This window comes from Micromonospora rubida (assembly GCF_009908295.1).
Lineage (GTDB): Bacteria > Actinomycetota > Actinomycetes > Mycobacteriales > Micromonosporaceae > Micromonospora > Micromonospora rubida.
On record NZ_JAAALO010000001.1, the window covers coordinates 685,974 to 711,083 of the forward strand.

Consider the following 25,110-nt stretch of genomic DNA (forward strand, 5'->3'; position numbering starts at 1 on the left):
GCTGGTGGACGCCGTCACGGCGAAGGGCCCCGGAGCGGACTCCGGGACCCTTCGCCGCTGGTTACCTCGCGGTGCTCACTTGGTGAGCGGCGCGAGCTTCGGGTCGTTCGCGTAGGCCTCGGCCGCGTTGGCCTTGGTGACGGCGACCGGCGGGAGCAGGTACGTCTCGACGACCTTGCTGCCGTTGTTGTAGGACTTGGTGTCGTTCACCTCGGGGTTCTCACCGGCCTGCAGGGACTTCACCATGGTGATGGTCTGCTTGACCAGGGTCCGGGTGTCCTTGTTGATCGTCATGTACTGCTCGCCCGCGATGATGGACTTGACCGACTCGACCTCGGAGTCCTGGCCGGTGACGACCGGGATCGGCTTGTTGGCACCCTTGATCGAGGTGATGATCGCGCGGCCGAGCGTGTCGTTCGGGGAGAGGACGCCGTCCAGCTCCTTGCTGCCGTAGGTCGAGGTCAGCAGCTGGTCCATGCGGGCCTGCGCACCCTCGGCCTTCCAGCCCTGGATGGCGGTCTGCTTGACGTCGACCTGCTTCGAGCCGACGACGACGTTGCCCTTGTCGATCTCCGGCTTGAGCACGTCCATCGCGCCGTTGAAGAAGACACCGGCGTTGTTGTCGTCCGGCGAGCCGGAGAAGAGCTCGATGTTGTACGGGCCGTTCGGCTTCTTGGCCTTCATGCCGTCCAGCAGGGCCTGGCCCTGGAGCTGGCCGACCTTGAAGTTGTCGAACGCGACGTAGTAGTCGAGGTCCGGGCTGTTGGTGATGAGCCGGTCGTAGGCGATGACCTTCACGCCCGCCTGGTGCGCTGCGGCGACCTGGGTCGACAGCTGCGCGGCGTCGGTCGCGCCGATGACGATGACCTTGGCGCCCTTGGTGACCATGGCGGTGATCTGCGCCTGCTGGTCGGCGACCGTGGTCGACGCGCCCGCGTACTGCACGTCGCTGGTGAACCCGGCCTCCTTGAGGCCGTTGCTGAACAGGTCGCCGGCGAGGACCCAGTTCTCCGAGGTCTTGGCCGGCAGGGCCACGCCGATCAGGGAGTTGGCCGCGAAGCCCTTGGCGTCGCCGCCGGAGCTGCCGGACTCCTCGTCGCGGCCGGAGCCGCAGGCGGTGAGGGCCAGCGCTGCGATGGCACCGATGGCCACCGACTTGCCGAGGAAGTTGCGCATGAGCAGTAATGCCCTTCTACGGAGGTGATACGGGAAGACAAGGTCGGTGGGCGTCAGCCGGCCACCTTGACGGGGGCGGCATCGCCGCCCACCTTTGGTGATGCGGTGGGAGGGCCGGAGCCGTCACGGCGGAACGGGCGCGTGAGGCTGCCGATGACGGAGAACCGTCCCTGGCTCTTGTTGTAGACGTCGATCGCGACGGCCAGCAGCAGGACCAGCCCCTTGATGATCTGGACGCGGTCGGTGCCGACGCCCATCAGTTGCAGGCCGTTGTTGAGCACGGCCATGACCAGACCACCGACGATCGAGCCGCTGATGGTCCCGATGCCACCGGCGACGGCCGCGCCACCGATGAAGACCGCGGCGATCGCGTCCAGTTCCCAGCCGTTGCCGTCCTGCGGACCGGATGCCGCCGAACGGGCCACGAAGATCATGCCGGCCAGGGCTGCCAGCACGGACATGTTCATCATGACGAAGAAGTTGACCCGCTTGAGCTTGACGCCGGACAGCTCGGCCGCCCGGGAGTTGCCGCCCACCGCGTAGATGTGCCGGCCGCCCGCCGTGTTGCGGGTGTAGAAGGAGTACGCGAGCACCAGGGCCACCAGGATGATCCCGGAGACCGGGAAGCTGGTGCCGACGCGACCGCTGGCGAAGCGCAGCGAGGCGAAGACGATCACGCCGATCATCACGGCCAGCCGCAGGATCGAGATCCACATCGGGGCCGCGTCGGCGTCCATCTGCCGGCGCGTCCGGCGCGACTGGAGCTCCCGCCACACCACGGCCGCGCACGCGGCCAGGCCCAGCAGCAGCGTCATGTTGTTGTAGCCGGTGTTCGGGCCGACCTCGGGCAGGAACCCGGAGCCGATCACCCGGAAGCCCTCGGGCACCGGGATGGTGTTCGCGTTGCCGATGAACTGGTTGCCGCCCCGGAAGAGCAGCATGCCCGCCAGGGTGACGATGAACGCCGGCACTCCGACGTAGGCCACCCAGAAGCCCTGCCAGGCGCCGATCACCGCACCGATCACCAGGCCGAACACGATGGCGGCGGGCCAGGGCAGCGACCAGTCGGCCATCGACTTGGCCACCAGGATTCCGGCGATCGCGGCGACCGAGCCGACCGACAGGTCGATGTGCCCGGCGACGATCACCATCAGCATGCCGATGGCGAGGATGAGGATGTACGAGTTCTGCTGGAACAGCGCGATCAGGTTGTCCGACCGCAGGGTCAGGCCGTCCGTCAGGATCTGGAAAAGGACGACGATCGCGACCAGTGTGAAGATCATCCCGAACTGACGGGCGTTGGAGGTCGTGCCTCCGAACAGGTTCTTCTGAAGGTCCTTGATCCGGCTCATCGTGTCTGCATCTTCTTCGTCGAGGTCATCTGCTTCATGAGGGTCTCCGGGTCCGCGTCGGCCCGGGCGATCTCGCCCGTGATGGTGCCTTCGAACACGGTGTAGGTGCGGTCGCAGAGCCCGATCAGCTCAGGCAGTTCCGAGGAGATGACGACGACGCCCTTCCCCTGGTCGGCAAGCCGCTGGATGATGCCGTAGATCTCGTACTTGGCGCCCACGTCGATGCCGCGGGTCGGTTCGTCGAGGATCAGCAGGTCCGGGTCCGTGAACATCCACTTCGCCAGGACGACCTTCTGCTGATTGCCGCCGGAGAGCTTGGAGACGCCCTCGTCGACCGTCGGGGCCTTGGTCCGCAGCTCCCTGCGGTACGCCTCGGCGGCCTGGTACTGCTCGACCTCGTCGAGCACGCCGTGGTGCGAGATCTTGGACAGCTTGGCGGCCACCGTCGAGGTCTTGATGTCGTCGAGCAGGTTCAGCCCGATCGCCTTGCGGTCCTCGCTGACGTACGCGAGCCCGTGGGCGATCGCGTCCGCCACCGACTTGAGCACGATCTCCTTGCCGTCCTTGATGATCGTGCCCGACTCGTACACCCCGTAGGAGCGGCCGAAGACGCTCATGGCCAGCTCGGTGCGGCCCGCGCCCATCAGCCCGGCGAAGCCGACGATCTCGCCACGCCGTACGACGAAGCTCTCGTTCTTGCAGACCTGGCGGTCGGCGGAGATCGGGTGCCGGACGTTCCAGTTGCGGACCTCGAAGAAGATCTCGCCGATCTTCGGGGTGTGGTCCGGGAACCGGCTGCCGAGCTCGCGGCCGACCATGCCGCGCACGATCCGGTCCTCGTCGACGCCGTCGGCCTTGACGTCCAGGGTCTCGACCGTCCGACCGTCGCGCAGGATGGTGATCTGGTCGGCGATCGCCTCGATCTCGTTCAGCTTGTGGGAGATCATGATCGAGGTGACGCCCCGGGCGCGGAAGCCGCGCAGCAGGTCCAGCAGGTGCCGGGAGTCGGCCTCGTTGAGCGCGGCGGTCGGCTCGTCCAGGATGAGCAGCTTCACGTCCTTGGCGAACGCCTTGGCGATCTCCACGAGCTGCTGCTTGCCGACGCCGATGTCCTTGATCAGGGTGTCCGGGTCCTCCGCCAGGCCGACCCGGGCCATCAGCTCCAGGGCCATCCGGTTCGCGGACTTCCAGTCGATCGCGCCCCGCCTGCGCGGCTCGTTGCCGAGGAAGATGTTCTCGGTGATCGACATGCCCGGGATGAGCGCGAGCTCCTGGTGGATGATCACGATCCCCGCGCTCTCGCTCGCGCGGATGTCGGAGAAGCGGGTCTCCGCGCCCTGGTAGACGATCTGGCCGTCGTAGGTGCCGTACGGGTAGACCCCGCTGAGCACCTTCATCAGCGTGGACTTGCCGGCGCCGTTCTCGCCGCAGATGGCGTGGATCTCGCCGGCGCGCACCACCAGGTTGACGTCGGCGAGGGCCTTGACTCCGGGAAACTCCTTGGTGATGGAGCGCATCTCCAGGAGGATGGGTACGTCGTTCATCGTTCGCACCACCTCGCCAACATCATCGATACCTCCGGAAGGGGAAGAACCTTCACCTGGTTTTGTTGTTGGAGGCAACGTATTCCGGCGGAGGGCCGATCGCAAGGCTGGACCGGCCCTAACATGTAACAATCCCGCAATGCTGGGGGTAGCTCGGCGTCATCCGCACCACCCGTCACGCCGACACCACCAGAACGACCGGCGGGCCGGCCCACCGCCGGCCCCGCCCGCACGGAGCGCGGACACACGACGACCCCGGCCACGCGCGGCCGGGTGCGGAACCCGGGAACCGCAGAGCAACGGTAGTCGGCCGACGCGCCCGCCGCCGGGCGGGACTCCGCCGGCGCCGTGGTGGTCGCACGGCAAGGTGTGCACGGCAAGGCATGACAGCCGGGCGCGCGCGTGGAACAGAGTTCCAGATCCCCGCAGTGCCGCGCCCGCCCCGCCTGCCGCGGTCACGTCGCCGATCAGACCTCGCCCGGCGGTGGGGTCACGGCACCACGGCGATCGCGGCGGCGGGACACACCGCTGCGGCGTTGCGCACGTTGTCGGCCTGATCGGCGGGCGGGGTAGCGGCCAGGAGGACGACGACCCCGTCCTCGTCGCGCTGGTCGAAGACCTCCGGCGCCACCAGGACACACTGCCCCGCGCCGCAGCACTTCTCCTCGTCGATGGTGATCCGCATGGTGGAAACCTTCCGTGGCTCGGGGTGGCGGAGGGCTCAGCGCCCGTCGGTGGCGGCGAAGAGCCGCTCGGCGGCGCTCAGCAGGAGCGCCCGGGTCGCCGCCGCGTCCGCGCGCAGCCGCCGCTGGGACGCCAGGCGTTCCTGCGGGGCTGGGGTCACCATCGGACCGGCAACTCCTCCAGCCCTCCGACGACCAGGCCCTGACGGCGGCGCAGCTGTTCGGCCGGGACGGCCAGGTCCAGGCCGGGCAGCCGGTCGAGCAGCACCCCCAGGACGGTCTGCAGCTCCACCCGGGCCAGCGCCTGGCCGAGGCAGGAGTGCGGGCCGGCGCCGAAGGCCAGGTGCGGGTTGGGCGACCGGTCCAGCACCATCGCGTCGGCATCGGCGAACGCCCGCTCGTCGCGGTTGGCCGCCGCCAGGTTGGTGATCACCGTCGAGCCCCTGGGGATGGTCCGGTCGCCGACGCAGACCTCCTCCGAGAGGTAGCGGGGGATGCCGAAGCCAGGGTTGGCGTCGAACCGCAGCGCCTCCTCCACGGTGTTCGACACCAGGGACCGGTCGGCGAGCACCCGCTCCCAGCGGCTGCGGTCGGACAGCAGCATGGCGACCATCTTGCCGATCATGTTGGCGGTGGTCTCGTGCCCGGCGACGAGCAGACCCTGGGCGGTGGCGACCAGCTCGACCTCCGTCAGCCGCCCGTCCTCCGAGTCGACGACCGCGGCCAGCTCGCTGATCAGGTCGTCGCCGGGATCCGCACGCTTGGCCTGCACGTGCGCGGACATGAACCCGTGGAACTCCCGGGCCGCCGCGTCGATCTCGGCCTGCTCGTAGCGGGTGAGGTTGAGCATCGTGTCCGACCAGTGGGAGAACCGGTCGCGGTGCTTCGTCGGCACGCCGAGCAGCTCGCAGATGACGAACACGGGCAGGGGCAGGCCGAGAGACGCGGTGAGGTTCGCCGGCGCGCCGCCGGCGACCATGTCGTCGACGAGCTGGTCTGCGATCTGCGTGATCCGGGGGCGCAGGGCGGAGACCCGCTTGGCGGTGAACGACCGGCTCATCAGCCGACGCCAGCGGGCGTGCCCCGGGCCGCTCTTCATCGACATGCCGCCACCGGCCTGCCCGTCCGCCTCGGCCCCGCCCTCACGCGGCTTCTCGTACGGGGGCGTGTTGTTGAACACCCCGCCCTTCTCCGAGGCGGAGATCCGGGCGGCGTCGGGCTTGTCCAGGCTGTGCGTGAAGCGCGGGTCGGACAGTAGGGCCCGGACGTCCTCGTACCGGGTCAGCAGCAGGGCCTCGTCGCCGCTGGCCATCCGGATGCGCGCCACGGGGCACTCGGCGCGCAGCGCCTCCCACTCGGGCGGCGGGTCGAGCGCGGCCGGGGCGTCGAACGGGTACGACGGCACGGCCTCGGCCACGCCATCCTTGAGCGGATTGTCGTGTTGCACGGATTTCCTCCCCAGCATTCCGAGGCACCGAACCTAAGCCAGCTGACTGACCGGAGTCAATACGGGGCGCAACCGTCCGACTCGGATCCGTCACCTCTCGATGCGTACCCCTGCGGTCACCCCCGGTCCCGGGCCGCGAGGAGGGGCCGTCCCCCGCGCTGCGGCGGACGGCCCCTCCTCGCGGGCGGGTCAGGCGACGGAGGCGGGGAACCGCTCCCACACCCGGTGCGCGGTCATCAACTGCCGCACGGCGGTGAGGACCTCGGCTCCGGAGTCGCCCGTGACCACGCCCGGCGTGCCGGTCACCCCCACCTGATCCAGCACCGCGACGCCGGCGCCCCACGCGCCGACGGCCTTGGCGTGCCGCCAGCACTCCTGCACCAGGAGCAGCACGCGCGGGTCCACGGACGCGGAGTCCGCCGCTCCCGCCTTGGCGTCGCGCGCGGGGAGCGCGTCCGGCGCCGGCGCCGGCGCCGCGGCCAGCAGCAGCGCGTCGAACTCGACAGATCGGCCGGTGGCGAAGGTCCGCTGCACGGGCAGATCCCCGACCGTGCCGCCGTGCGGCGCGATCAGCAGCGGCACCATGCCCATGGCGAACACCTCGCGGCGCACCTCGCCGACGCCGTCGAGGTCGCTGTCGGGACCGACGACGATCCCGATCGTGCGGCCGTCGGTCGGCCACTGCCGGCCTACCTGCGACAGCGCGGGGCTCGGCGCGACGTCGGCGAGCGGCACGGTCGGCTCCGGCGCGGGAAGGCCCAGGCCGGTGGCGACCTGCGAGCAGAGCACCGGGTCGATGTTGGCGAGGCTCTGGAGCTGGCGTTCCTTGATCGCCTGGTGGTAGCACTTGCCGAGCTCGAAGGTGTAGGCGCGGATGATGTGCTCCTTCTCGACCGGCGACATGCTCAGCCAGAACAGGCGGGCCTGGCTGTGATGGTCGTCGAACGAGGCCGGGCTCGCGCGCACCTTGGGCGCCTCCGCCACCGTCACCGGCACGTCGACAAACGCGTGCTCGGCGTCGCCGGCCGGGAAGGGGTTGCCGCCGTCGAGCGAGTTCGGCCGGTACGGCGCCACCCCGGCGTGGACGGCGTCCTGGTGGAAGCCGTCGCGCAGCATGTCGTTGACGGCGCCGTGCGGGCGGTTGATCGGGATCTGCGAGAAGTTCGGCCCGCCCAGCCGGGTGAGCTGCGTGTCGACGTACGAGAACAGCCGGCCCTGCAGCAGCGGGTCGTTGGTGACGTCGATCCCCGGCGGCAGGTGGCCGACGTGGAAGGCGACCTGCTCGGTCTCGGCGAAGAAGTTCGTCGGCGTGCGGTTGAGCGTCAGCTTCCCGACCGGCTGCACCGGGGCGAGTTCCTCCGGCACGATCTTCGTCGGGTCGAGCAGGTCGATCCCGGCGAACGTCTCCTCCGGCGTGTCGGGGAAGACCTGGAGGCCGAGTTCCCACTCGGGGTACGCGCCGGCCTCGATCGCGTCGTACAGGTCCCGGCGGTGGAAGTCCGGGTCGATGCCGCCGAGCAGCTGCGCCTCCTCCCAGGTCAGGGAGTGCACGCCCAGCCTGGGCTTCCAGTGGAACTTTGCCAGCACGGTCTCCCCGGCGGAGTTGACCAGCCGGAAGGAGTGCACGCCGAACCCCTCCATCGTCCGGAACGAGCGCGGGATGCCCCGGTCGGACATGTTCCACATCGTGTGGTGCTGCGCCTCGGTGTGCAGGGAGACGAAGTCCCAGAACGTGTCGTGCGCGCTCTGGGCCTGCGGGATCTCCCGGTCGGGGTGCGGCTTGCCGGCGTGGATCACGTCGGGGAACTTGATGGCGTCCTGGATGAAGAAGACCGGAATGTTGTTGCCGACGAGGTCGAAGGTGCCCTCGTCGGTGTAGAACTTCGTCGCGAAGCCGCGGGTGTCGCGAACCGTGTCGGCCGAGCCGCGCGAGCCGAGAACGGTGGAGAACCGGACGAAGACGTCGGTCTCCCGCCCCTTCTTGAGGAAGCCGGCCCTCGTGATCCCCTCGGCGGTGCCGTACGCGGTGAACACGCCGTGCGCCCCGGCCCCCCGGGCGTGCACGACCCGCTCGGGGATGCGCTCGTGGTCGAAGTGGGTGATCTTCTCGCGCAGGTGGTGGTCCTGGAGCAGCACCGGGCCGCGCGGCCCGGCCTTCAGCGAGTGGTCCGTGTCGCGCAGCCGGGCCCCCTGCGAGGTGGTGAGAAAGGCGCCCTGCTGGCCGTTCGCGGTCGACGGCGCGCCGGTCTTCGCGCCGGTCGGGGTGCGGGTCTCCGGCGCCCCCTGCTCCTTGCCCGGTGGCAGCGGGTCGTGTGGCGTCGCCGGCTCCGCGACGGCCGGTGGGGCGCTGCCCGGAGCGCCAGGCACCTCCGGGGTCAGGACGTCGGCCACCTTCTCCGTTGCTGCCTCCACGGCGTCCTTGGCCGCCTTGGCGAAATTGCTGCCCATTTGGTCTGTTACCTCCGTGGAGCGGCTGTTTTGCAGGCTCCTGCGCGGTACCCAGGTCCGCGCGAGCAAAACAGGCCGGTGTCCCGCCCGTGGGGGCGGGACACCGGCTGCCCTCCGATCAGCCGCAGAACTCGGGGAAGCTCTCGTAGCCGATCCAGTACGGGGCAGCCCCGCCGCTGGGGTAGTAGTAGGCGTACCCGCCCCACTGGATGCACTTGTCCGCCGCGTTCACGTAGACCGGGCCCGCGTAGTAGCTGTAGCTGCCCCGGTCGACGACCCAGCTACCACCCTGCGCCTTCACGCGGGCGTCCACCGGGGTCTTCACGCCCAGGTGGTTCTGCTTCAGCGTGACGACGCAGTTCTTGCCCGTGCTGCGGTTGTAGAGCACGTAGATGTAGTAGTCGCCGTCCGCCGGGTTGACGTCGAGGACGTAGTACCCCGCGCCACAGAGCCCGGACGCCGAATACGGGTTCTTGTCCGCCGCGTGGGCCGCGGTCGGACCGGTCAACAGGGCGGCCATACCCACGGCGATCGCCACCACGGCTGCGGCGAACCGCCGGCCCAGCACGTCGGCGAGTCTCTTCTGGCGAATGGACACGTTGTTCTCCTTCCGGACGCCGCACCGAACGCGGCGCCCTGTCGGACTCGTTCGTACCGGCGCGGTTGATTGATCGCGTCCCCGATCGGGGCGCGCCGATCAATCCCGCCGGGACGGCCCGCCGGGAACCGGCGTCAGCGGTCGGGGTACCGGCACGCCGCCCTCCCGGCGGCGACCCGCTGACCTGGGTCGAGAGGCCGGGACGGGGCGGCGAGCCGGGCCCCGGCCACCCGCCGGACGTCGAGCACGTCGGTGGGGCCATCGCCGCCCAGGCAGGCCGCCGCGGCCAGCAGCACCGCACCGGACGGCTGGACGGGCGGGTGCTGCCGGGCGGGCCGCCACTCGGCGGTGAAGGCGGGCCCCGAGGGGCCGGTCAGGGCAAGCTGGTGCCAGCGGGGCAGCCCCCGGCTGTCGTCGGCGTAGTACGCGGCGAAGCCGACCACGTCCACCCGACGGCCGGCGGCCCGCAGCCGCAGCCGGCCCCGCTCGGCGGTCCCCGCCTCGGGCGTGGGCTCGGCGGCCAGGGTGATCTCGGTGGGTGGCGTCCGTCCCCCCGGGCAGTCGACCGGGGCGGCCTCGCCCGCCGGGTTGCCGTGCACGATCCCCGAGGCCATCACCCCGCCGCCGGCCACCGTGAACCAGCGGACGTCCGGCGTACCCGACGTGGCGTCCAGCACCGCGTCACCGAGGCAGAAGCCGGTGAAGCCGACCGAGCAGCCCGCCGGCACCATCGACAGCACCGGGGCGTCGAGGTGCGCGCCGGTGCGCACGCGTGCCCCGATGCCGTACGTCGTGCCGGTGAACCGGGCTTCCGGCCCGACGGACGGGCAGGTCGCCGCCCCCGTCCCCCGGGACACCGCCGGCCCCCGGTCGGTGAGCACCCCGACCGCCGTGGCCGCCGTCACGGACACCACCGTGGCCGCCACGAGCACCCGCCGGGCGTGCCGACGCCCCGCCGCCGGCCCACCGGGCACCACCGACCCGGCGGGACCGGACGGCGCCGCTGGCCCGGACGGTGACGCTGGCCCGGACGGTGCCGGCGCGGCGAGCGCCTCGGCGTCGGCTGACCCGGCGGTAACGGCGGCGACGTCCGGCAGGGGCTCGGGCGACACGGGATCGGCCGGCGCGAGGTCGGCCGACACGGGATCGGTTGACTCGGGATCGGGTGACTCGGGATCGGGCGGCGGCCCGGCGGCCGCGCGCAGCGCGGCGTCCAGTTCGTGCCAGCGGTGCCGCCACTGCTCGGTGTCCCCGCCGCAGGCGCCCACGTACGCCAGCACCACGTCGAGGCTGGGTCGGCGCATCCCGCTCGCGGCCTCGGAGAGGGTGGTCGGGCTGTAGCCGGCGGCCCTGGCCAGGACGCGGTAGGCGGGGTTGCCGGCCGCCGCCCGGAGCATCCGTAGTTCGTGGGCGAAGCGCGGCAGCGGACCAGCCCTGAGGTCGATCGGTCGTTCCTTGCGCGCCACGTCGCCCCCGTCCGCGTGTCCTTGCTATGACGCAGGATCCGGACCGGCGCCGGATGGATCGTACGAAACTGCCCGTACCGCTACGGACGCCCGGTTGCCCGCCTGCGGATAGAGTGCCGTCGACCGCTCGTGGTGGCTGGTGTCCGGCGGGTCCACCGGGCGGGGCACGATGGATGCATGGACATCGAGCGGGTCGACCCCGCACCTGATCGGGCGTTCCGTCGGGCGGTCCTGCGGCAGCGCTGGGAGGACCTCACCTTCCTGCACTGGGCGGTCGAGCCGGAACTCGTCGCGCCGCTGCTGCCCGCCGGCACCCGCCCGGACACCCTCGACGGGGTCGCCCACGTCGGGCTGATCGGCTTCCGGATGGTCGGGCTGGGCCTCGGCCAGGGACCGGAGGTGCCGTACCTCGGCACCTTCTGGGAGACCAACGTGCGGCTCTACTCGGTCGACGACACCGGCCGGCGGGCCGTGGTGTTCCGCTCGCTCGACGCCTCCCGGCTCGTCCCGGTGCTGGTCGCCCGCGCGACCCTGCGGCTGCCGTACCTGTGGTCGGCGATGCGGCTGGACCGCGACGGCGACCTACTGACCTACCGGTGCCGGCGCCGCTGGCCCGGCCCGGCCGGCGCGACGAGCCGGATGGTCGTCCGGGTGGGCGAGCCGCTCACCGACCCGACGCCGCTGGAACACTTCGTCACCGCCCGCTGGGCGCTGCACACCCGGGCGTACGGGCGCACCCTGCACCTGCCGAACTGGCATCCACGCTGGCCGCTGCACCGGGCCGAGCTGCTGCACCTGGACGACGAGCTGGTCACCGCCGCCGGGCTGCCGGCACCGGCCGGCCCGCCGGTGAGCGTGCTCCACTCCCCCGGCGTCCCGGTCGCGTTCGGCCCACCGGTCGCCCTGCGCCAGCCCGGCTGACCGCCACGCGGGTGGCGGCGATCAGCACGAGCCGGCGGGCTGGGTGGTCACAGAGTCCGCTGGTACTCCTCCCAGGTGAGCTTGGGGGTGACAGCGGGCCCGTCGTCGGCGCCACGGTTGGCCAGTCCGTTCAGCCCGAGGTAGTAGTCGCCGGCCTGGTGCTGGGCGGGAGCCGACTGATCCGTGTCGGCCAGCGCGACGGCGTGCACGTGGTAGGGCCAGTTCCCCTGGCTCGGGGTGCGCAGCCAGGCGGCGAAGCCGACCTGACGCAACTGCCGGACCACGGTGGTGCGGAGGGTGCTGGACATGCCGTCGGCCGACAGGTCCAGGACTCCGCCGCCGTCGTGGGTGCCGGCCGAGGTCGGATCGCTCGTGCTGTAGGAGCCCTGCGAGATCGTCAGCTGGCGGCCGAGCAGCCGCTCGGCTTCGAGCAGCATGGCCCGGGTCCGGGTGTTCACCTGGGCGCCACGGAACGCGACGGCGCTGCCGGGCGTGACCGCGCGGGTCACCGTGAAACGCTGCTCACCGAGCAGCCGCAGCGACGTCTGCCCGGGCAGGCCGGTGGCGTCGAGCCCCGAGTATCCGAGGGAACGCTGGTACGCGGCGTAGGCCGAGACGGTGCTGGTGCCGAAGTGTCCGTCCACATAGGTGGCGGCGAGGAACCCCCGGTCCCGAAGGGCCCGCTCCACGAGCAGCACACTGTCCTTGCTGCCGGCCGTGATGGCGGTGTCGGCGCGGCGCGGGTCGATCTGCGCGGCCTTGATCAGTGCTTCCATGTCGGCCTGCGGCAGCACGGCGGAACCCGGAGCGGGCAGAACCTGGCCGCCGACCGCGAGGCCGACCGTCGCGACTATCGCATTGTGGAGCAGGCGTCTTCTGGTGAGCACTGTCTCTCCAATATGGTGTGGTGACCGCCGACCGAGGTGTCGATGATCTTACCCTCGCCCCGGTCGATCGCGACGCCCTCGCGAGGCCCGGAACCGGCCCGCCCGGCGGGCCGCGGCTACGGCGTCCCGGGGCCGCAGTTGTTGCTGGTACGCGTGACCGTGTACTCGGTGTCGTCGTGGGTGATGCCGGACGGTGAGCCGTCGAAGTGGGTCTCCACCTTCTGCCAGCCCCTGTGCTGCTCGTAGTGCAGGTGCGGTGCCCCGGAGTTGCCGGTGCTGCCGACCCGCCCGATCTGCTCGCCCCGGGCGACCCGCTGACCGACCCGGACCACCGGTGGTTCGAGCAGGTGGAGGTACTGCGTCTCCCACCTGCCGCCGTGATCGATCTTCACCCAGTACCCACCGCCCCGACCGCGCGGGCCGTCCGGGTCGTCCGGGGTACGCCCGCCCAGGGACCCGTTGATGCCCGCCTCGGTGACCGTGCCGGCGTCGGATGCGAGCACCGGCCGACCCCACGCCTCGCCCTCGGTGGGGAACAGGTCGACGTCGTAGTCGTCGTGGCCCGGGTAGGTGCCGAGCTGCCAGGTCTCGCCGCACGCGACGGGGAGCTGGAAGGACGGGCGCGGGCCCGGCGGCAGCAGCAGCGGGACGACGACCACGGCGACGGCGGCGACGGCCCCGATCGCGCCGACCGCGAGGCCGGCGCGGAGGAGCCGGCTGCGCCGGTTGCGGCGGGCGCGGCGGTTACGGCGGGGGCTGGTCGGATGGCCGGTCGTCACCGCCCCGAGCATGGCAGACCCCGGCAAGACACCGGCCGCCGGACACGGGCCGGCCGGCCCCTCACCGGGGCCGGGGTGGTGTGGTGCTGTCGCGTACGACGAGCTCGGTGGCGAGTTCGAGGCGGGGGCTCTCGATCTTCTCGCCCTGGGCCAGCCGCAGCACGGTACGCGCGGCCAGCATGCCCATCTCGGCCAGCGGTTGACGGACCGTGGTCAGCGGCGGGGAGCACCACCGGACCTCGGGCAGGTCGTCGAAGCCGACCACGCTGATGTCGTCGGGCACCCGCAGGCCACGTTTGCGGACCGCCTCGTAGACGCCGAGGGCCATCTGGTCGCTGGAGGCGAAGATGGCGGTCGGCGGATCGGGCAGCGCCAGCAGTTGTGTGCCGGCGGCGTAGCCGGACTCGTGGTAGAAGTTGCCGGGGCGGATCAGGGCGTCGTCGACGGCGACGCCGGCCGCGTCGAGTGCCGCCCGGTAGCCGTCCATCCGCGCGCGGCTGCACATCAGCTGCGGCGGGCCGGCGATGAAGCCGATGCGGCGGTGGCCGAGGCCGAGCAGGTACTGGTTGGCGCCGAGGCTGCCCGCCCAGTTGGTGGCGCCGATGGTGGGAGCCTCCTGCGGGGCCACCCCGGCGGGGTCGACGATGACCACCGGAACGTTGAGCCGGCGCAGCTCGGCCTGCAACGGTGGCGCGACCATCGAGGTCACGAAGATGACCCCCTCGGTGGAGCGGGTACGCATGTTGTCGAGCCACTGCTTGGCCGAGGAGGTGCGCCGGTGGATGGCCGAGACGACGGTGCCGGCCCCACTGCTGTGCGCGACGTCCTCCACCCCTCGGATGATCTCCACCGCCCAGGGGCTGTCGAGGTCGTTGAACACGAGGTCGATCAGGGCTGCACTGGGCCGCCTGCTCGACGAGCGGCGGCGGTAGCCGTGCCGGGTGAGCAGCTCCTCGACGCGTTCCCGGGTCTGGGGGGCGACGTCGGAGCGGCCGTTGATGACCCGGGAGACCGTGGGCACGGAGACGCCGGCCAGGCGCGCGATCATCGCGATGGTGACGTTCCGGCTGTTGTCGGTGCCCACGGTCCACCCTTTCGCCTTTGGGGAGCCTACGGTCGCAGAAGGCTACCCCAGCGGGTGCGCCTCACCCCTTCACGCTGCCGGCCAGGCCGCCGATGAGCTGTCGTTCGGCCACGGCGTAGAAACCCAGCGCCGGCAGCATGGACAGCACCACGTACGCGAGCACCCGGGCGGTGTCGTCGGCGTACTGACCCTGGAATGCCTGGACCCCGACGGGAAGGGTCCACCAGCTCTGGTCGGTGAACACGACCAGCGGGAGCATGAAGTTGTTCCAGCTGGTCACGACGGCCAGCACCGACACGGTGGCCAGGGCGGGGCGGGCCATCGGCAGCAGGATCCGCCAGAAGAACCCGAAGGGAGTGCACCCGTCGAGGATCGCGGCCTCCTCGACCTCGCCGGGGATGGTACGGAAGAACTGGCGCAGGATGATGATGGTTACCGGCAGCCCGAACGCGGCCTGGGGCAGGATCACCCCGAGCGGATTGTCCAGCAGGCCCAGGCCGCGCAGCAGGACGAACAGCGGCAGGATGGCCACCGCGAACGGGAACATCAGCCCGACCGCGAACAGGGTGAACAGGAGTTCCCGGCCCCGGAAGGCGAAGCGCGCGAAGACGAACGAGGCCATCGCCGCCGCGCCGACGACGACGACCGTGCTGGCGACGGCGATGAGGAGGCTGTTGCCGAGCTGTCGCCAGAACACGCCGGAGGCGAGGATGCCGGTGTAGTTCCCGGTCACCCAGGGATCTGGCCAGCCGAGTGGGTTGGTGGAGAGCTGCCCGTTGTCCTTGAACCCGCCGAGCACCCCGAACCAGACCGGTACGACGATGAGCGCGCCGACGGCGATGCAGACGAGGTGCAGCACGAGGCGTCGGGCCCGCAGGGCGGGGTTCGCCGTGCCGGTCATCGCTGGACTCCCTGTGTGGTGATCGCGCCCTCGGTGTCGCGGCGCATGACGACGCGCTGGTAGAAGAGGGCGAAGACGAGGCTCAGGACGAACATGACGATGCTGATCGCGCTGGCGTAGCCGACTTCGAAGCGGCGGAAGCCGTACTGGTACATCGTCACGGCCATGGTCTCCGAGGAGTGGATCGGGCCGCCGCCGGTGAGCACCCAGACCATGTCGAACAGCTGGATGGTGCCGATGACCGACAGGAACACGCTGATCCGGATCGTCGGCCCGAGCAGGGGCAGGGTGACGTGCCGGAATGCCTGCCAGGAACTGGCGCCGTCGGTGGTGGCCGCCTCGGACAGTTCCTTGGGGATGCCCTGCCGGGCGGCCAGGAAGAGCATCATGTACAGGCCGAAGTACTTCCAGGAGACGACCAGGAAGACGGCGACCAGCACGGTGTCCGGGTCGGCGAAGATCGCCCCGGCGTCGGCGCCCAGCCACCGCGAGATCGCCTCCCCCAGCCCTCGGTTGGGCGAGAAGACCAGGGTGAACAGGACCGCGGTGGTGACCTCGGAGAGCACGTACGGGGCGAAGAAGACCAGCCGGTAGACGCCCCGGCCCCGCAAGGGCTGGTTGAGGAGCATCGCCAGGCCCAGCGCGGCGGGCAGCTGGATCGCCAGCGACAGCACGATCAGCACGAGCCCGCGCCACAGGTCACCGCGGAAGGTCGGATCGCGGAAGGCGCGGGTGTAGTTGTCCAGCCCGACGTGGTTCTCCGGCAGGCCGAAGCCGTTCCACTTGTACAGACTGGCGTAGCTGGCCACCACGATCGGGGCGACGACCAGCAGCAGGAAGAGCACCAGGGACGGGGCCAGGAAGGCGGCGAGGACGGCCCGGCGGCCCCGCCGGGGCCGGCGACCGCGCCGCCGCGTGACGCCCGGCCCCGGCGTCGACGGGTCGGTCGCCTTGTCGCCGTGCGACGCGTGCGGCACGGTCGAGGGCCTGGTCATGCCTGCTCCACTCGGTTCTCGCAACCGGCAACGGGTCGGTGGGAGGTGGCCATGCCTACTGGCTCTTCGCCACCGTGGTGATGTCCTTGACGATCTGCCCGGGCGTCTTGGAGCCGGCGATCAGCTCGGCGACGCTGTCGTTGACCTGCTGGCCGACGGCGGGCGGGTACGCCTGGTCGAGGTAGAGCTGGAAGCCGGTGGCGCTGGCCAGGGTCTCCGAGACGATCTTGTTGTTGGGGTCGGAGATGGCGTCGGTGGCGTCCCTGACCGTCGGCAGCACCGCGCCGGTCCTGGCGGCCCTGCGCTGGTTGTCGGCGGTGAGCAGGGCCTTGAGGAAGTCGACGGTCGCGGTGGGGGCGTCCTTGCCGACGACGAAGCCGTTGCCGCCGCCGAACGCCTCCGAGGCGGCGCCCTTGCCGCCGTCGACGGCGGGGAACGGGAAGAAGCCGAGCTTGTCGCCGAGGCCCTTCTTGCTGGTGGAGGACGACGCCTGCACCGACGGGGCCCACTGGCCCATCAGTTCCATGGCCGCGCGGCCGTTGCCCATGGTGGCGGCCTGCCCGTCCGGTGAGCTGTAGTCGGCGCCGAGAAAGCCCTTCTGGAACGGTTGCAGGTCGACCAGTTCCTTGAGCCGATCGCCGGCGGCAACGAAGTCGGGGGTGTCGAAGTTGTGGTCCTTGGCGGCCTGTTGCAGGGCGCCGAGCCCGCCGATGCGCATCGCCAGGTACGCCCAGTAGTAGTGGGCCGGCCACTTCTCCTTGCCGGCCAGCGCGATCGGGACGGTTCCGGCGGCCTTGAGCCTGCGGACCGCGTCGAGCACCCCGGCCCAGGTGGTGGGTGCGGCGGCGACGCCGGCGGAGGCGAAGAGGTCCTTGTTGTACCAGAAGCCGACCATGCCGACGTCGAACGGGACGCCGTAGATCTTGCCGTCGATGGTGAACGGCTGCACGGCGGCGGGCAGCAGGCCGCCGATCCAGGGCCGCACGTCGTCGGTGAGGTCCTTGACCAGGCCCGCGTCCACCTGCTGCTTGAGCACGCCCCCGCCCCAGGACTGGAACAGGTCGGGCGGGGACCCGGCCTGGGTGGCGGTGGTCAGCTTGGCCTTGAACGCCTCGTTCTCCAGCGGCTGGATCTCGACGGTGACGTTGGGGTGGGCGCCCTGGTAATCCCGGGCCATCGCCGCCCACACCGGCAGCATCGGCTCGGTGTTCTGGATGTGCCACCAGTTGACGGCCTGCGGAGCGTCCGGGTCGTCGGACTTCCCGTCGCCGCAGCCGGCGAGCAGGTAGGCGCCGGCACCGGCGCCGGCGAGGCCGAGCAGCGTTCTGCGGGAGAGGTGCGCGGTCATGGTCCATCCCTTCGGGGACTCACAAGGTGCTCGGATGCCGATCCAGCCGGCAGGATTCGAACGTCGATCTCCGGAACTTTCGGTGCACCTGCCGGTAATACCGATCGATGGCCGGCACGCTACGACGTAGCATCTACCCGGGTCAAGGGGTCTGTCCTATCGCGACACAAACGGCTACCGTGTTCGTCATCTACCGAGATTCCGGGTGGAACATCCGGAAGTTTGCCGAGAGCTACACCAGAGGAGCCGACGTGTCGACCGAGACCGCTGACGTGGCGACCGCTGCCCGGTCGATCCGCAACCCCGTCCTCGCCGGGTTCCACCCGGACCCGTCGATCCTGCGGGTCGGCGACGACTACTACCTGGCCACCTCGACGTTCGAGTGGTATCCGGGGGTCCGCGTGCACCACTCCCGCGACCTCGTGCACTGGCGGGCACTGGGCGGGATCATCACCGAGCGCCGCCTGCTCGACCTGCGCGGCTGCGGCGACTCCAACGGGGTGTGGGCGCCCGACCTGTCCCACCACGACGGCGAGTTCCTCCTCGTCTACAGCGACGTGGCCAGCTTCGCCAGCGGCTACTGGGATCCGCAGAACTACCTGGTCACCGCGCCCGACATCGCCGGCCCCTGGTCGGATCCGGTGGCACTGCACGGGCGCGGTTTCGACGCCTCGCTGTTCCACGACGACGACGGTTCCAGCTGGCTGCTGAGCATGAGCGCCGACTGGCGACCCGGGCGTGACCGCTTCGCCGGCATCGAGATCCAGCGCTATGACCGGGCTGCGCGGCGACTCGTCGGCCGGCCCCGGCTGCTGTTCACCGGCACCTCGGTCGGGCTCACCGAGGGCCCGCACCTGTACCGCCACGACGGCTGGTACTGGCTGGTCACCGCCGAGGGGGGCACGAGCTGGGAGCACCAGGTCACGGTGGCCCGGTCCCGCGAGCTGTTCGGGCCGTACGAGGTGGACCCGGCCGGGCCGCTGCTGACCTCGGTGGGCCAGCCCGACCTGCGGTTGCAGAAGGCCGGCCACGGCAGCCTGGTCCGCACCCCGCACGGCGACTGGTACCTGGCCCACCTGGTCGGTCGCCCCTACACCCCGCTGGGCAACTGCGTGCTGGGCCGGGAGACCGCGATCCAGCGGATCGAGTGGCGGCCGGGGGGCTGGCCCCGCGTACCCGGGGGCGTGCCGGCGGACGAGGTCCCGGCGCCCGACCTGCCCGCGCACCCGTGGCCGGTCGATCCCGCCACCGACCACTTCGACGCCGCGCAGCTCTGCCCGGGGTGGTCGACGTTGCGCCGGCCCGCCACCGCGGACTGGGTCGACCTGCGGACCCGCCCGTCCCATCTGCGGATCCACGGCGGGCAGTCGCCGGTGGGCCGGCAGACCCCCAGCCTGGTCGCGCGGCGCGTCGGCGCGACGCGGTGCTCCCTGGAGACCGTGGTCGAGTTCGACCCGCTCGACCACCGCCAGTTGGCCGGGATCACCGCCTACTACAACACCCTCAACTGGCACCACCTCTACCTGACCCGGGCCGACGACGGCCGGACCGTGCTGGAGCTGCTCAGCTCCGACAGCGGGCGGCGCACCCCGTACCCCGGGCTGACCGTCGACGCCACCGGCGTCGCCCGGGTCGGGCTGCGGGCGGTGTTCGACGGGCCCGTCGTGCGTTTCTGCTACGACCTCGGCGACGGCTGGCGGCAGCTTCCGGTGGACCTCGACGCGACGATCCTGTCCGACGAGCACGCCGCGCTGATCATCGACGGGGAGCCGGCTGCCTGGGGCTTCACCGGGGCGTTCCTCGGCCTGTGGGTGCAGGATCTCGGCGGCGACGGCGGCTACGCCGACTTCGACCTGGCCACCTACCGGGAGGACTGACCGGCGACCGCAGAGAGGACGTCCCGATGCCACTGTCCCGAGTGACCCGCCCGGTGCCGTACCTGGCGGTCGCCCTCAGCCTGGCCCTGGCGGCCACCGGCCGCGCCCGGGCTCGCCCCGGCGTCAGCGCCGACATCGTCGACACGGCCCAGGGCGGCGGTCGGGTGCTCAGCCTCACCTTCGACGACGGGCCGAACCCCGCCGACACGCTGCGCCTGCTCGGCGTCCTGCGCCGGCACCGGATCACGGCCGTGTTCTGCCTGTGGGGCGAGCACGTCGACGCGCACCCCGCGGTGGTGCGCCGGATCGCGGCCGACGGGCACACCCTGGCCAATCACGGCATGCGCCACGACGACATGTCCTCCTGGCCGCCCGAACGGATCGCGGCGGACCTGCGGGAGACCAACGAGGCGATCCGCCGGGCCGTGCCGCACGCCCGGGTCCGGTACTTCCGCGCGCCCTACGGCGCCTGGGGGCGGACCCCCGCCGTGGCCGCCGCACTGGGCATGCGGCCGCTCGGGTGGCGGCTGGCCGTCGGCGACTGGGAGCCACCGGGTGCCGACGAGCTCGTCCGCCGGCTGCGCGACGGCGTCACGCCCGGCGCCGTGGTGCTGCTGCACGACGGCGGCGGGGAGCGCGGCCAGACCGTCGACGCGGTCGACCGTGTCGCCACCGCGCTGAAGGCGGAGCGCTGGCGGTTCACCCTGCCACAGAGGCGTGCCTGACCCGCCCCGGCCGCGCGTCACCCGCCCGGCTGGTCGGCGCGGCCGCCGGGCGGGTGGTGTGCAGCCGAGCGGCGGCTCCGGTGCGGGTACGAGCCGAGGCTCAGCCGACCGCCGAGGCCGTCCGGTGGGCCGCCGCCTCGTCGCGGTGCCGCAGCACGAGGTCGGCGGCGACGGTGACCCCGCCAGCCTGCCGCATCCGCTGGCCGAACAGCTCCGCCCGTTCCCGGAACGAGTCCTCGCTCAGCAGTCTCTTGATCTTGGCAAGAATGTCCTCGACGTCCAGGGGGTCGGCAAGCTCGACGGCCAGCGCCACCCCGCTGTCGACCGCGCGCACCACGCCATCGGGGCAGTCCAGCCAGAACGGCATCATCAACTGTGGTGTGGCGAAGTAGACGGCCTCGTGGATGGCGTTCGCGGCACCGTGGTTGAAGAAGACCCGCACGTGCGGGTGGGCCAGCACCCGAAGCTGGGAGGGCAGCCATTCCTCCACCCGAAGGTTGCCCGGCAGTTGCGCCGCGGGCGGGAGGAGGCGCTGGTGCTCCGTGGACAGCTTCCAGAGCACGGCGTGCTCCGGCCCGAGCCGCTCCGCGACCTCGACGATCGCCCTCACCTGCGCCTCGGACGGTCGCATGATGGTGCCGAACCCGACGTAGATCACCGAGGGATGATCGTCCAGCCAGCGGGTCAGCTCGTCCTGCTCGACCGGCGGCAACTCCCTGGGCACCACCGGACCGACCATCCGCAAGGTCGCCGGGGCGGTCGCGAACGGGTACTCGAAGCCGAAGACCGTGTACGACATGAGCGCCACGGCATCCTCGACGTAGAGCCCCGGTCGCATCTCGGGATTACGAAGGCCGGCTTCGTTGCGGCGAGCGATGGCAACGAGGTTCCGCCGTAGCCGTACCGGCTCCATCAACGCCCGCACCAGCCTGCTCCGGAAGCCGGCGTTGGCCGCCTGCTGCTGCGGCGTCATCCGCAGCGGCAGCCCGGAGAACGGGGCAGGATAGCGGGGCGGCAACAGTTCCTGGAGGAAATTGGACGGCGGCGTCGAGATGCTGACCATGAAGGGCACCTGCCGGGTCTGCGACGCGTCCATCGCCCAACTGGCCTGGCTGTCCACCACGGTCACCGCCGGCCCGACGTCGTCGATGACCTCCAGGCAGCGCTGGTAGAGCTGCTGCATGTGGTCGTAGTCGGTGCAGACGTCGAGGTACCGGGCGAACCTGGCGGCACGGTCGCCGCTGGTCAGGGCCTGGTATTTCGCGTCGTCCCAGGTGTCCGGTGACGACTGCGGGAGGGGCGGACCGAGCGAGACGAAGGAGACCTCACCCGGGCCGGAGAGCGCCTCGACGTCCGCCCGGCGGTCCTCGGTCGACGCGAACCAGACGTTCCCGATGCCTCGGGCCTTCAGCTCACCCACGATACTGAGCAACGGATTGAACAGACCGGCGCTGTTATACGTGAATACCAGCACCGCTCTGCCGCACTCGTCCCCGGTCATGAACACCGTCCCATCCGTCTGTCGAGGTGCGCCGCTGCGCCAAATGTCAGCGTGACTGCGGTTCAGACATCTCCACCCGGCGGCCCCCGAAACCATAACATCGTCGTATGCAAATACGGTCATTTTTCGACCAAGACCTGATGGCGCGACCGGGCGCGGGAAACGCGATGGCGGGGTTGCGCAGGCCGGCCGTCGCGCGAGGAGGGTGCACCGGTGCGGGCGCTGCAACGCTCCAGTCCGGTCCGGACAGTCACCATTCACGCCGACGGCGGGTGGACATCAGCCGGCAACACGGGGAGATGTCTGCCCGATTGTTTGGCCGGAATTGTTTCCGGCAAGTAGTTGGTGGCAGCGCAGGTGCACGCGAGGGACAGACGGGAGTCGACAATGGTCAAGGGCGACATCGACACTTATCAAGAGGACGGCCAGTGGAAGACCCGCGCGGAGGGCAACCAGCAGGCCAGCAGCACCCATGACACCAAGGACGAGGCGCAGGCCCGGGGGCGCGAGATGGCGGCGGACCGTGGCGTCGAGCACGTGATCAAGAAGCAGGACGGCACGATCGGGGAGAAGAACACGTACCCGCGCAGTTGCGACCCGCGGGACATCGAGGGCTGACCACGGCCGAAGAGAGCCGACGCCAGCACCCGGACCAGCATCGGAAGAACGGATGGATGCGGGGCCGCCCCGCATCCATCCGTACGGGGACGACGGTCGGACCGGTCAGTCCGGCGGCGGCGCGAAGGGGCGGCGGCGGGGCTGACGCAGCTCCCAGTCGGCCGGACAGAGGTACGCCCACGCGGCGGCCGTCACCTGCTCCTGCTTGGGGATGGCGCCGCCCCAGCTCAGCGGGCGGTCGGCGGCGTGCCGCAGATAGCGTCCGTAGACGGCCTGGAAGTGGTACTGCGATTCGGCCCGTCAGAGCGCGTACGGTTGCTCACGCATCCAGGTGCAGGCGGCGTCGCCCTCGGCGATCAGGTCGCCCGCGGGCGGCAGCACCGGCACCGGGTCATAGCTGCCCGGGTCGCCGTACCGCTTGAGGTAGGCCAGGTACCCGTCCTCGTCCCGGGGATGGAGGACGTGGACGCCGAGCACGGCGACCGGGCCGCCGAGGACGCCGACCACGGCCAGACCCAACGCGATCCGCATCCGCACCCGCACCCGCACCCGCACCCGCACCCGCACCCGCACCCGCACAGGGTAGACCGATGGGGACACTGACGTGAGCCGCGCTGCGGCCGAAGCCCGGCGGACGACGCACGGGAGCAGGCGATCCCGGCGGCACCCGGCCCTCACGCCGCAGGCTGGGGCCCCCCTCCCCGACTGATGCGCAGGGTCAGCACGTCGGTGCGGACCGTGATGTGGCCGTGGAAGAGCGCCGCGTCGTCCACCCCGTAGCCGATCTGGGTCGCGGTGACCAGCGGATGCCCGAGCGCCACGCCGAGCCGGGCGGTGGATTCCTCGTCGGCGAGCACGGCGGCGAGTTCGATCTCCGCCCGCCGCACCGGCATGCCGGTCGCGCTGGCCAGGAACTCGAACATGTCCAGGTCGATGCTGACCAGCCCAGACGGGTCGAGGTCCCGGCCGGCGAAGCGCAGCGGCAGATGATCCCGGATCCAGGCCGCCGCGACCCCGTCCACGGCGAACAGCCGGTCCACCCGCCACACCGGCGAGCCCGGCTCCAACCCGAGCACCCTGGCGCAGTCAGCCGGGCACTTCGCCCGGCTGACTGCCGCGTCCTGAAGCGTCGGCCGGTGGCCCGAGGCGGTGATCCGGTCCCGCAGCGCGGTCACGTCGCCGATCGACACGGGCACCCGCTCGACGCCGTCGTGCACGAAGGTGCCGATCCCCCAGGTCCGGGTCACCACCCCCTCGCCGGCGAGTTGGCCCAACGCCTCACGCACGGTGGCCCGGCTGACCTCCAACCGGTCGGCCAGTTCCCGCTCGTTGGGCAGCTTGTCGCCCGACCGGAACTCGCTGCCGATCAGCTGCCGCAGCCGACCGTGCGCGGTCTGTAGCGCGGTCTCGCGCCGAACCATCCGCCCCACCTCTTCGCTCCCCGCCGCCGGCCGCGGCCTACGGAGTTTAGTTCGTCCGTGCCCGCCTGGTTAATCGGCCGGCGGGGCACTACCAGAGCTGGCGGGGCGCTACCAGACCTGTTCGAGCACCCGGACGGTGTTGCCGCCGACCACCTTGGCGATCTCGTCGTCGGAGTAACCGTGGGTGACCAGCCACCCGACGATGCTGCCGAACGCCTCGCCCGGGTTCTCCACCCCGGACACGTACTCCACCCGGGGGTGCTCCGGCCGGTTGCCGGCGTCGTGCGCGTAGTTGCCGGCGTAGGTGTTGTGCACCCCCACATGGTCACCGAACATGGTGTCCGGCCCGAACGTGACGTGGTCGATGCCGACCAGCTCCACGCAGTACGTGAAGTGGTCCATCACCGACTCGATCGAGTGGTGCGGGTGCTCGGCCGACAGGGTGGTGTGCGGAGCGGCCTCGATGCCGATCACGCCACCGCGCTCGGCGCAGGCCCGGATCACCTCGTCCGGCTTCATCCGGGGGGTGTCCCAGACCGAGCGGGCGCCGGCGTGGGTGATGAACACCGGCACCCTGCTCGCCTCGACAACGTCCAGCGAGGTCTGGTCACCGGAGTGCGAGATGTCGATGGCGATGCCGAGCTTGTTCATCCGGTCCACCGCGCGCCGACCGAAGTGGGTCAGCCCGCCGTCGTGCCGCTCGGAGAGGCCACCGCCGAGCATGTTGGCCTGGCTGTAGGCGATGCCGAGCTGGCGTACGCCGAAGCCGTAGAGGATGTCGATCCGGTCCAGCTCGTTCTCGATCGGACTGGCGCACTCCAGGCCCGCGACGAGCGCCAGCCGGCCGTCCCGCTTGGCGGCGTGGATGTCGGCCAACGAGGTGGCCAGGAAGACGTGGTCCTGCTTGTAGAGGTCACTCATCCGCATCCCGAGGGCGTAGATGAGGTCGTTCCACTTCCAGCCGTTCTCGCTGGTCACGCAGGAGGCCCCGGCCATGAAGTTGTCGAACACCGCGGTCAGGCCGGAGCGGGCCAGCCCCTCGTAGCCGGTGCGCTGGCGCGCGGTGCGGTTGTACGTGCGCAGCTCGCGGACGTCCTCGGGCAGGACCACCGGGTGCTCGTGCAGGGAGATCGCGACGTGCTCGGTCAGCAGCCGGGTCACCCGCTCGCGCTGGGCGTCGGTCAGGCCGAGGTCGTGCTCGGGCACCCGGCCGACTTCCCGCGCCAACTCGAACACCCGGTAGTCCGCGTGCGGCTCCAGGTACGAGTAGGACCTGTGCCCCTGGTAGCGGGGGGCGGGTTCTTGCAGCAAGACACCTTCTCCTTCGGGACGGTCGCCG

23 protein-coding genes are annotated in these 25,110 nt (G+C 71.2%); 4 read left to right on the forward strand and 19 right to left on the reverse strand.

Annotation, left to right across the window (positions count from 1 at the left end):
* Positions 1 to 75 precede the first annotated feature (75 nt).
* From GVV04_RS02895 to GVV04_RS32020, 9 genes are all read right to left on the reverse strand, one after another.
* Positions 76 to 1,176, reverse strand: coding sequence for a substrate-binding domain-containing protein (locus GVV04_RS02895; RefSeq protein WP_161684152.1), 1,101 nt, complete (start codon positions 1,174 to 1,176; stop codon positions 76 to 78).
* Between the two features lie 53 nt (positions 1,177 to 1,229).
* The gene (gene mmsB, locus GVV04_RS02900) at positions 1,230 to 2,528 is read right to left on the reverse strand and encodes a multiple monosaccharide ABC transporter permease (protein WP_161684153.1); all 1,299 of its coding nucleotides are present in this window, start codon (positions 2,526 to 2,528) and stop codon (positions 1,230 to 1,232) included.
* A complete protein-coding gene (mmsA, locus tag GVV04_RS02905; RefSeq protein WP_161684154.1) occupies positions 2,525 to 4,072 on the reverse strand; it encodes a multiple monosaccharide ABC transporter ATP-binding protein in 1,548 nt (515 codons plus the stop codon). The genes mmsB and mmsA overlap by 4 nt, the downstream gene beginning before the upstream one ends.
* Positions 4,073 to 4,562: 490 nt before the next feature.
* Positions 4,563 to 4,757, reverse strand: coding sequence for a ferredoxin (locus GVV04_RS02910; RefSeq protein WP_161684155.1), 195 nt, complete (start codon positions 4,755 to 4,757; stop codon positions 4,563 to 4,565).
* Positions 4,758 to 4,793: 36 nt separating this feature from the next.
* On the reverse strand, positions 4,794 to 4,919 hold the full coding sequence (locus GVV04_RS33810; protein WP_268926191.1) for a hypothetical protein: 126 nt from the start codon (positions 4,917 to 4,919) through the stop codon (positions 4,794 to 4,796).
* Entirely contained in the window at positions 4,913 to 6,202 is a 1,290-nt protein-coding gene (locus tag GVV04_RS02915) for a cytochrome P450 (RefSeq protein ID WP_328822173.1), read from the reverse strand. Before GVV04_RS02915 ends, GVV04_RS33810 begins: the two co-directional genes overlap by 7 nt.
* Before the next feature lie 189 nt (positions 6,203 to 6,391).
* The gene (locus tag GVV04_RS02920) at positions 6,392 to 8,650 is read right to left on the reverse strand and encodes a catalase (protein ID WP_161684157.1); all 2,259 of its coding nucleotides are present in this window, start codon (positions 8,648 to 8,650) and stop codon (positions 6,392 to 6,394) included.
* A 118-nt stretch (positions 8,651 to 8,768) separates the two neighbouring features.
* Positions 8,769 to 9,248 (reverse strand): hypothetical protein, encoded by a 480-nt coding sequence (locus tag GVV04_RS02925; protein ID WP_161684158.1) that lies wholly within the window; start codon positions 9,246 to 9,248, stop codon positions 8,769 to 8,771.
* A gap of 134 nt (positions 9,249 to 9,382) precedes the next feature.
* Positions 9,383 to 10,714, reverse strand: coding sequence for a helix-turn-helix domain-containing protein (locus GVV04_RS32020; RefSeq protein ID WP_328822174.1), 1,332 nt, complete (start codon positions 10,712 to 10,714; stop codon positions 9,383 to 9,385).
* A gap of 177 nt (positions 10,715 to 10,891) precedes the next feature.
* Here GVV04_RS32020 and GVV04_RS02935 point away from each other — a divergent pair, with 177 nt between their 5' ends.
* Positions 10,892 to 11,635 (forward strand): YqjF family protein, encoded by a 744-nt coding sequence (locus GVV04_RS02935; RefSeq protein ID WP_161684159.1) that lies wholly within the window; start codon positions 10,892 to 10,894, stop codon positions 11,633 to 11,635.
* A 47-nt stretch (positions 11,636 to 11,682) separates the two neighbouring features.
* Here the strand turns inward: GVV04_RS02935 and GVV04_RS02940 are convergent, their stop codons facing one another.
* From GVV04_RS02940 to GVV04_RS02965, 6 genes are all read right to left on the reverse strand, one after another.
* On the reverse strand, positions 11,683 to 12,522 hold the full coding sequence (locus GVV04_RS02940; protein WP_201752798.1) for a peptidoglycan-binding domain-containing protein: 840 nt from the start codon (positions 12,520 to 12,522) through the stop codon (positions 11,683 to 11,685).
* Between the two features lie 116 nt (positions 12,523 to 12,638).
* The gene (locus GVV04_RS02945) at positions 12,639 to 13,301 is read right to left on the reverse strand and encodes a M23 family metallopeptidase (RefSeq protein WP_328822175.1); all 663 of its coding nucleotides are present in this window, start codon (positions 13,299 to 13,301) and stop codon (positions 12,639 to 12,641) included.
* A 61-nt stretch (positions 13,302 to 13,362) separates the two neighbouring features.
* On the reverse strand, positions 13,363 to 14,349 hold the full coding sequence (locus tag GVV04_RS02950) for a LacI family DNA-binding transcriptional regulator (protein ID WP_201752929.1): 987 nt from the start codon (positions 14,347 to 14,349) through the stop codon (positions 13,363 to 13,365).
* A gap of 97 nt (positions 14,350 to 14,446) precedes the next feature.
* Complete coding sequence (locus tag GVV04_RS02955; protein WP_161684162.1) at positions 14,447 to 15,286, reverse strand: carbohydrate ABC transporter permease; 840 nt, start codon at positions 15,284 to 15,286, stop codon at positions 14,447 to 14,449.
* Positions 15,283 to 16,281 (reverse strand): carbohydrate ABC transporter permease, encoded by a 999-nt coding sequence (locus tag GVV04_RS02960; protein ID WP_161684163.1) that lies wholly within the window; start codon positions 16,279 to 16,281, stop codon positions 15,283 to 15,285. Before GVV04_RS02960 ends, GVV04_RS02955 begins: the two co-directional genes overlap by 4 nt.
* Positions 16,282 to 16,336: 55 nt before the next feature.
* Positions 16,337 to 17,629, reverse strand: coding sequence for an extracellular solute-binding protein (locus GVV04_RS02965; protein ID WP_161684164.1), 1,293 nt, complete (start codon positions 17,627 to 17,629; stop codon positions 16,337 to 16,339).
* Positions 17,630 to 17,880: 251 nt separating this feature from the next.
* On the opposite strand from GVV04_RS02965, the gene GVV04_RS02970 reads away from it, so the two are divergent.
* Positions 17,881 to 19,506, forward strand: a complete 1,626-nt coding sequence (locus GVV04_RS02970; protein ID WP_161684165.1) for a glycoside hydrolase family 43 protein — start codon at positions 17,881 to 17,883, stop codon at positions 19,504 to 19,506.
* A gap of 26 nt (positions 19,507 to 19,532) precedes the next feature.
* Entirely contained in the window at positions 19,533 to 20,231 is a 699-nt protein-coding gene (locus tag GVV04_RS02975) for a polysaccharide deacetylase family protein (RefSeq protein ID WP_161684166.1), read from the forward strand.
* Between the two features lie 100 nt (positions 20,232 to 20,331).
* Here GVV04_RS02975 and GVV04_RS02980 read toward each other — a convergent pair whose 3' ends face one another.
* Positions 20,332 to 21,732, reverse strand: coding sequence for a glycosyltransferase (locus tag GVV04_RS02980; protein WP_161684167.1), 1,401 nt, complete (start codon positions 21,730 to 21,732; stop codon positions 20,332 to 20,334).
* Between the two features lie 387 nt (positions 21,733 to 22,119).
* Between GVV04_RS02980 and GVV04_RS02985 the strand changes: the two genes are divergently transcribed.
* A complete protein-coding gene (locus tag GVV04_RS02985; RefSeq protein WP_161684168.1) occupies positions 22,120 to 22,350 on the forward strand; it encodes a DUF2188 domain-containing protein in 231 nt (76 codons plus the stop codon).
* A gap of 300 nt (positions 22,351 to 22,650) precedes the next feature.
* On the opposite strand, the gene GVV04_RS02990 is transcribed toward GVV04_RS02985, so the two are convergent.
* The 3 genes from GVV04_RS02990 to GVV04_RS03000 form a co-directional block, all read right to left on the reverse strand.
* Complete coding sequence (locus tag GVV04_RS02990; protein WP_161684169.1) at positions 22,651 to 22,923, reverse strand: hypothetical protein; 273 nt, start codon at positions 22,921 to 22,923, stop codon at positions 22,651 to 22,653.
* 101 nt (positions 22,924 to 23,024) lie between these two features.
* On the reverse strand, positions 23,025 to 23,771 hold the full coding sequence (locus tag GVV04_RS02995) for a GntR family transcriptional regulator (RefSeq protein ID WP_161684170.1): 747 nt from the start codon (positions 23,769 to 23,771) through the stop codon (positions 23,025 to 23,027).
* Positions 23,772 to 23,879: 108 nt separating this feature from the next.
* Positions 23,880 to 25,082 (reverse strand): dipeptidase, encoded by a 1,203-nt coding sequence (locus tag GVV04_RS03000; RefSeq protein ID WP_201752799.1) that lies wholly within the window; start codon positions 25,080 to 25,082, stop codon positions 23,880 to 23,882.
* Positions 25,083 to 25,110: the final 28 nt, after the last annotated feature.

What these genes read in the sequence shown, in the direction of transcription:
- GVV04_RS02950 (WP_201752929.1), bottom strand. Translation starts at nt 14,349, where the DNA reads ATGATCGCGCGCCTGGCCGGCGTCTCCGTGCCCACGGTCTCCCGGGTC.
- GVV04_RS02995 (WP_161684170.1), bottom strand. Translation starts at nt 23,771, where the DNA reads ATGGTTCGGCGCGAGACCGCGCTACAGACCGCGCACGGTCGGCTGCGG.
- GVV04_RS02955 (WP_161684162.1), bottom strand. Translation starts at nt 15,286, where the DNA reads ATGACCGGCACGGCGAACCCCGCCCTGCGGGCCCGACGCCTCGTGCTG.
- mmsA (WP_161684154.1), bottom strand. Translation starts at nt 4,072, where the DNA reads ATGAACGACGTACCCATCCTCCTGGAGATGCGCTCCATCACCAAGGAG.
- GVV04_RS33810 (WP_268926191.1), bottom strand. Translation starts at nt 4,919, where the DNA reads ATGGTGACCCCAGCCCCGCAGGAACGCCTGGCGTCCCAGCGGCGGCTG.
- GVV04_RS02920 (WP_161684157.1), bottom strand. Translation starts at nt 8,650, where the DNA reads ATGGGCAGCAATTTCGCCAAGGCGGCCAAGGACGCCGTGGAGGCAGCA.
- mmsB (WP_161684153.1), bottom strand. Translation starts at nt 2,528, where the DNA reads ATGAGCCGGATCAAGGACCTTCAGAAGAACCTGTTCGGAGGCACGACC.
- GVV04_RS02895 (WP_161684152.1), bottom strand. Translation starts at nt 1,176, where the DNA reads ATGCGCAACTTCCTCGGCAAGTCGGTGGCCATCGGTGCCATCGCAGCG.
- GVV04_RS02975 (WP_161684166.1), top strand. Translation starts at nt 19,533, where the DNA reads ATGCCACTGTCCCGAGTGACCCGCCCGGTGCCGTACCTGGCGGTCGCC.
- GVV04_RS02960 (WP_161684163.1), bottom strand. Translation starts at nt 16,281, where the DNA reads ATGACCAGGCCCTCGACCGTGCCGCACGCGTCGCACGGCGACAAGGCG.
- GVV04_RS02985 (WP_161684168.1), top strand. Translation starts at nt 22,120, where the DNA reads ATGGTCAAGGGCGACATCGACACTTATCAAGAGGACGGCCAGTGGAAG.
- GVV04_RS02910 (WP_161684155.1), bottom strand. Translation starts at nt 4,757, where the DNA reads ATGCGGATCACCATCGACGAGGAGAAGTGCTGCGGCGCGGGGCAGTGT.
- GVV04_RS02935 (WP_161684159.1), top strand. Translation starts at nt 10,892, where the DNA reads ATGGACATCGAGCGGGTCGACCCCGCACCTGATCGGGCGTTCCGTCGG.
- GVV04_RS02980 (WP_161684167.1), bottom strand. Translation starts at nt 21,732, where the DNA reads ATGACCGGGGACGAGTGCGGCAGAGCGGTGCTGGTATTCACGTATAAC.
- GVV04_RS02965 (WP_161684164.1), bottom strand. Translation starts at nt 17,629, where the DNA reads ATGACCGCGCACCTCTCCCGCAGAACGCTGCTCGGCCTCGCCGGCGCC.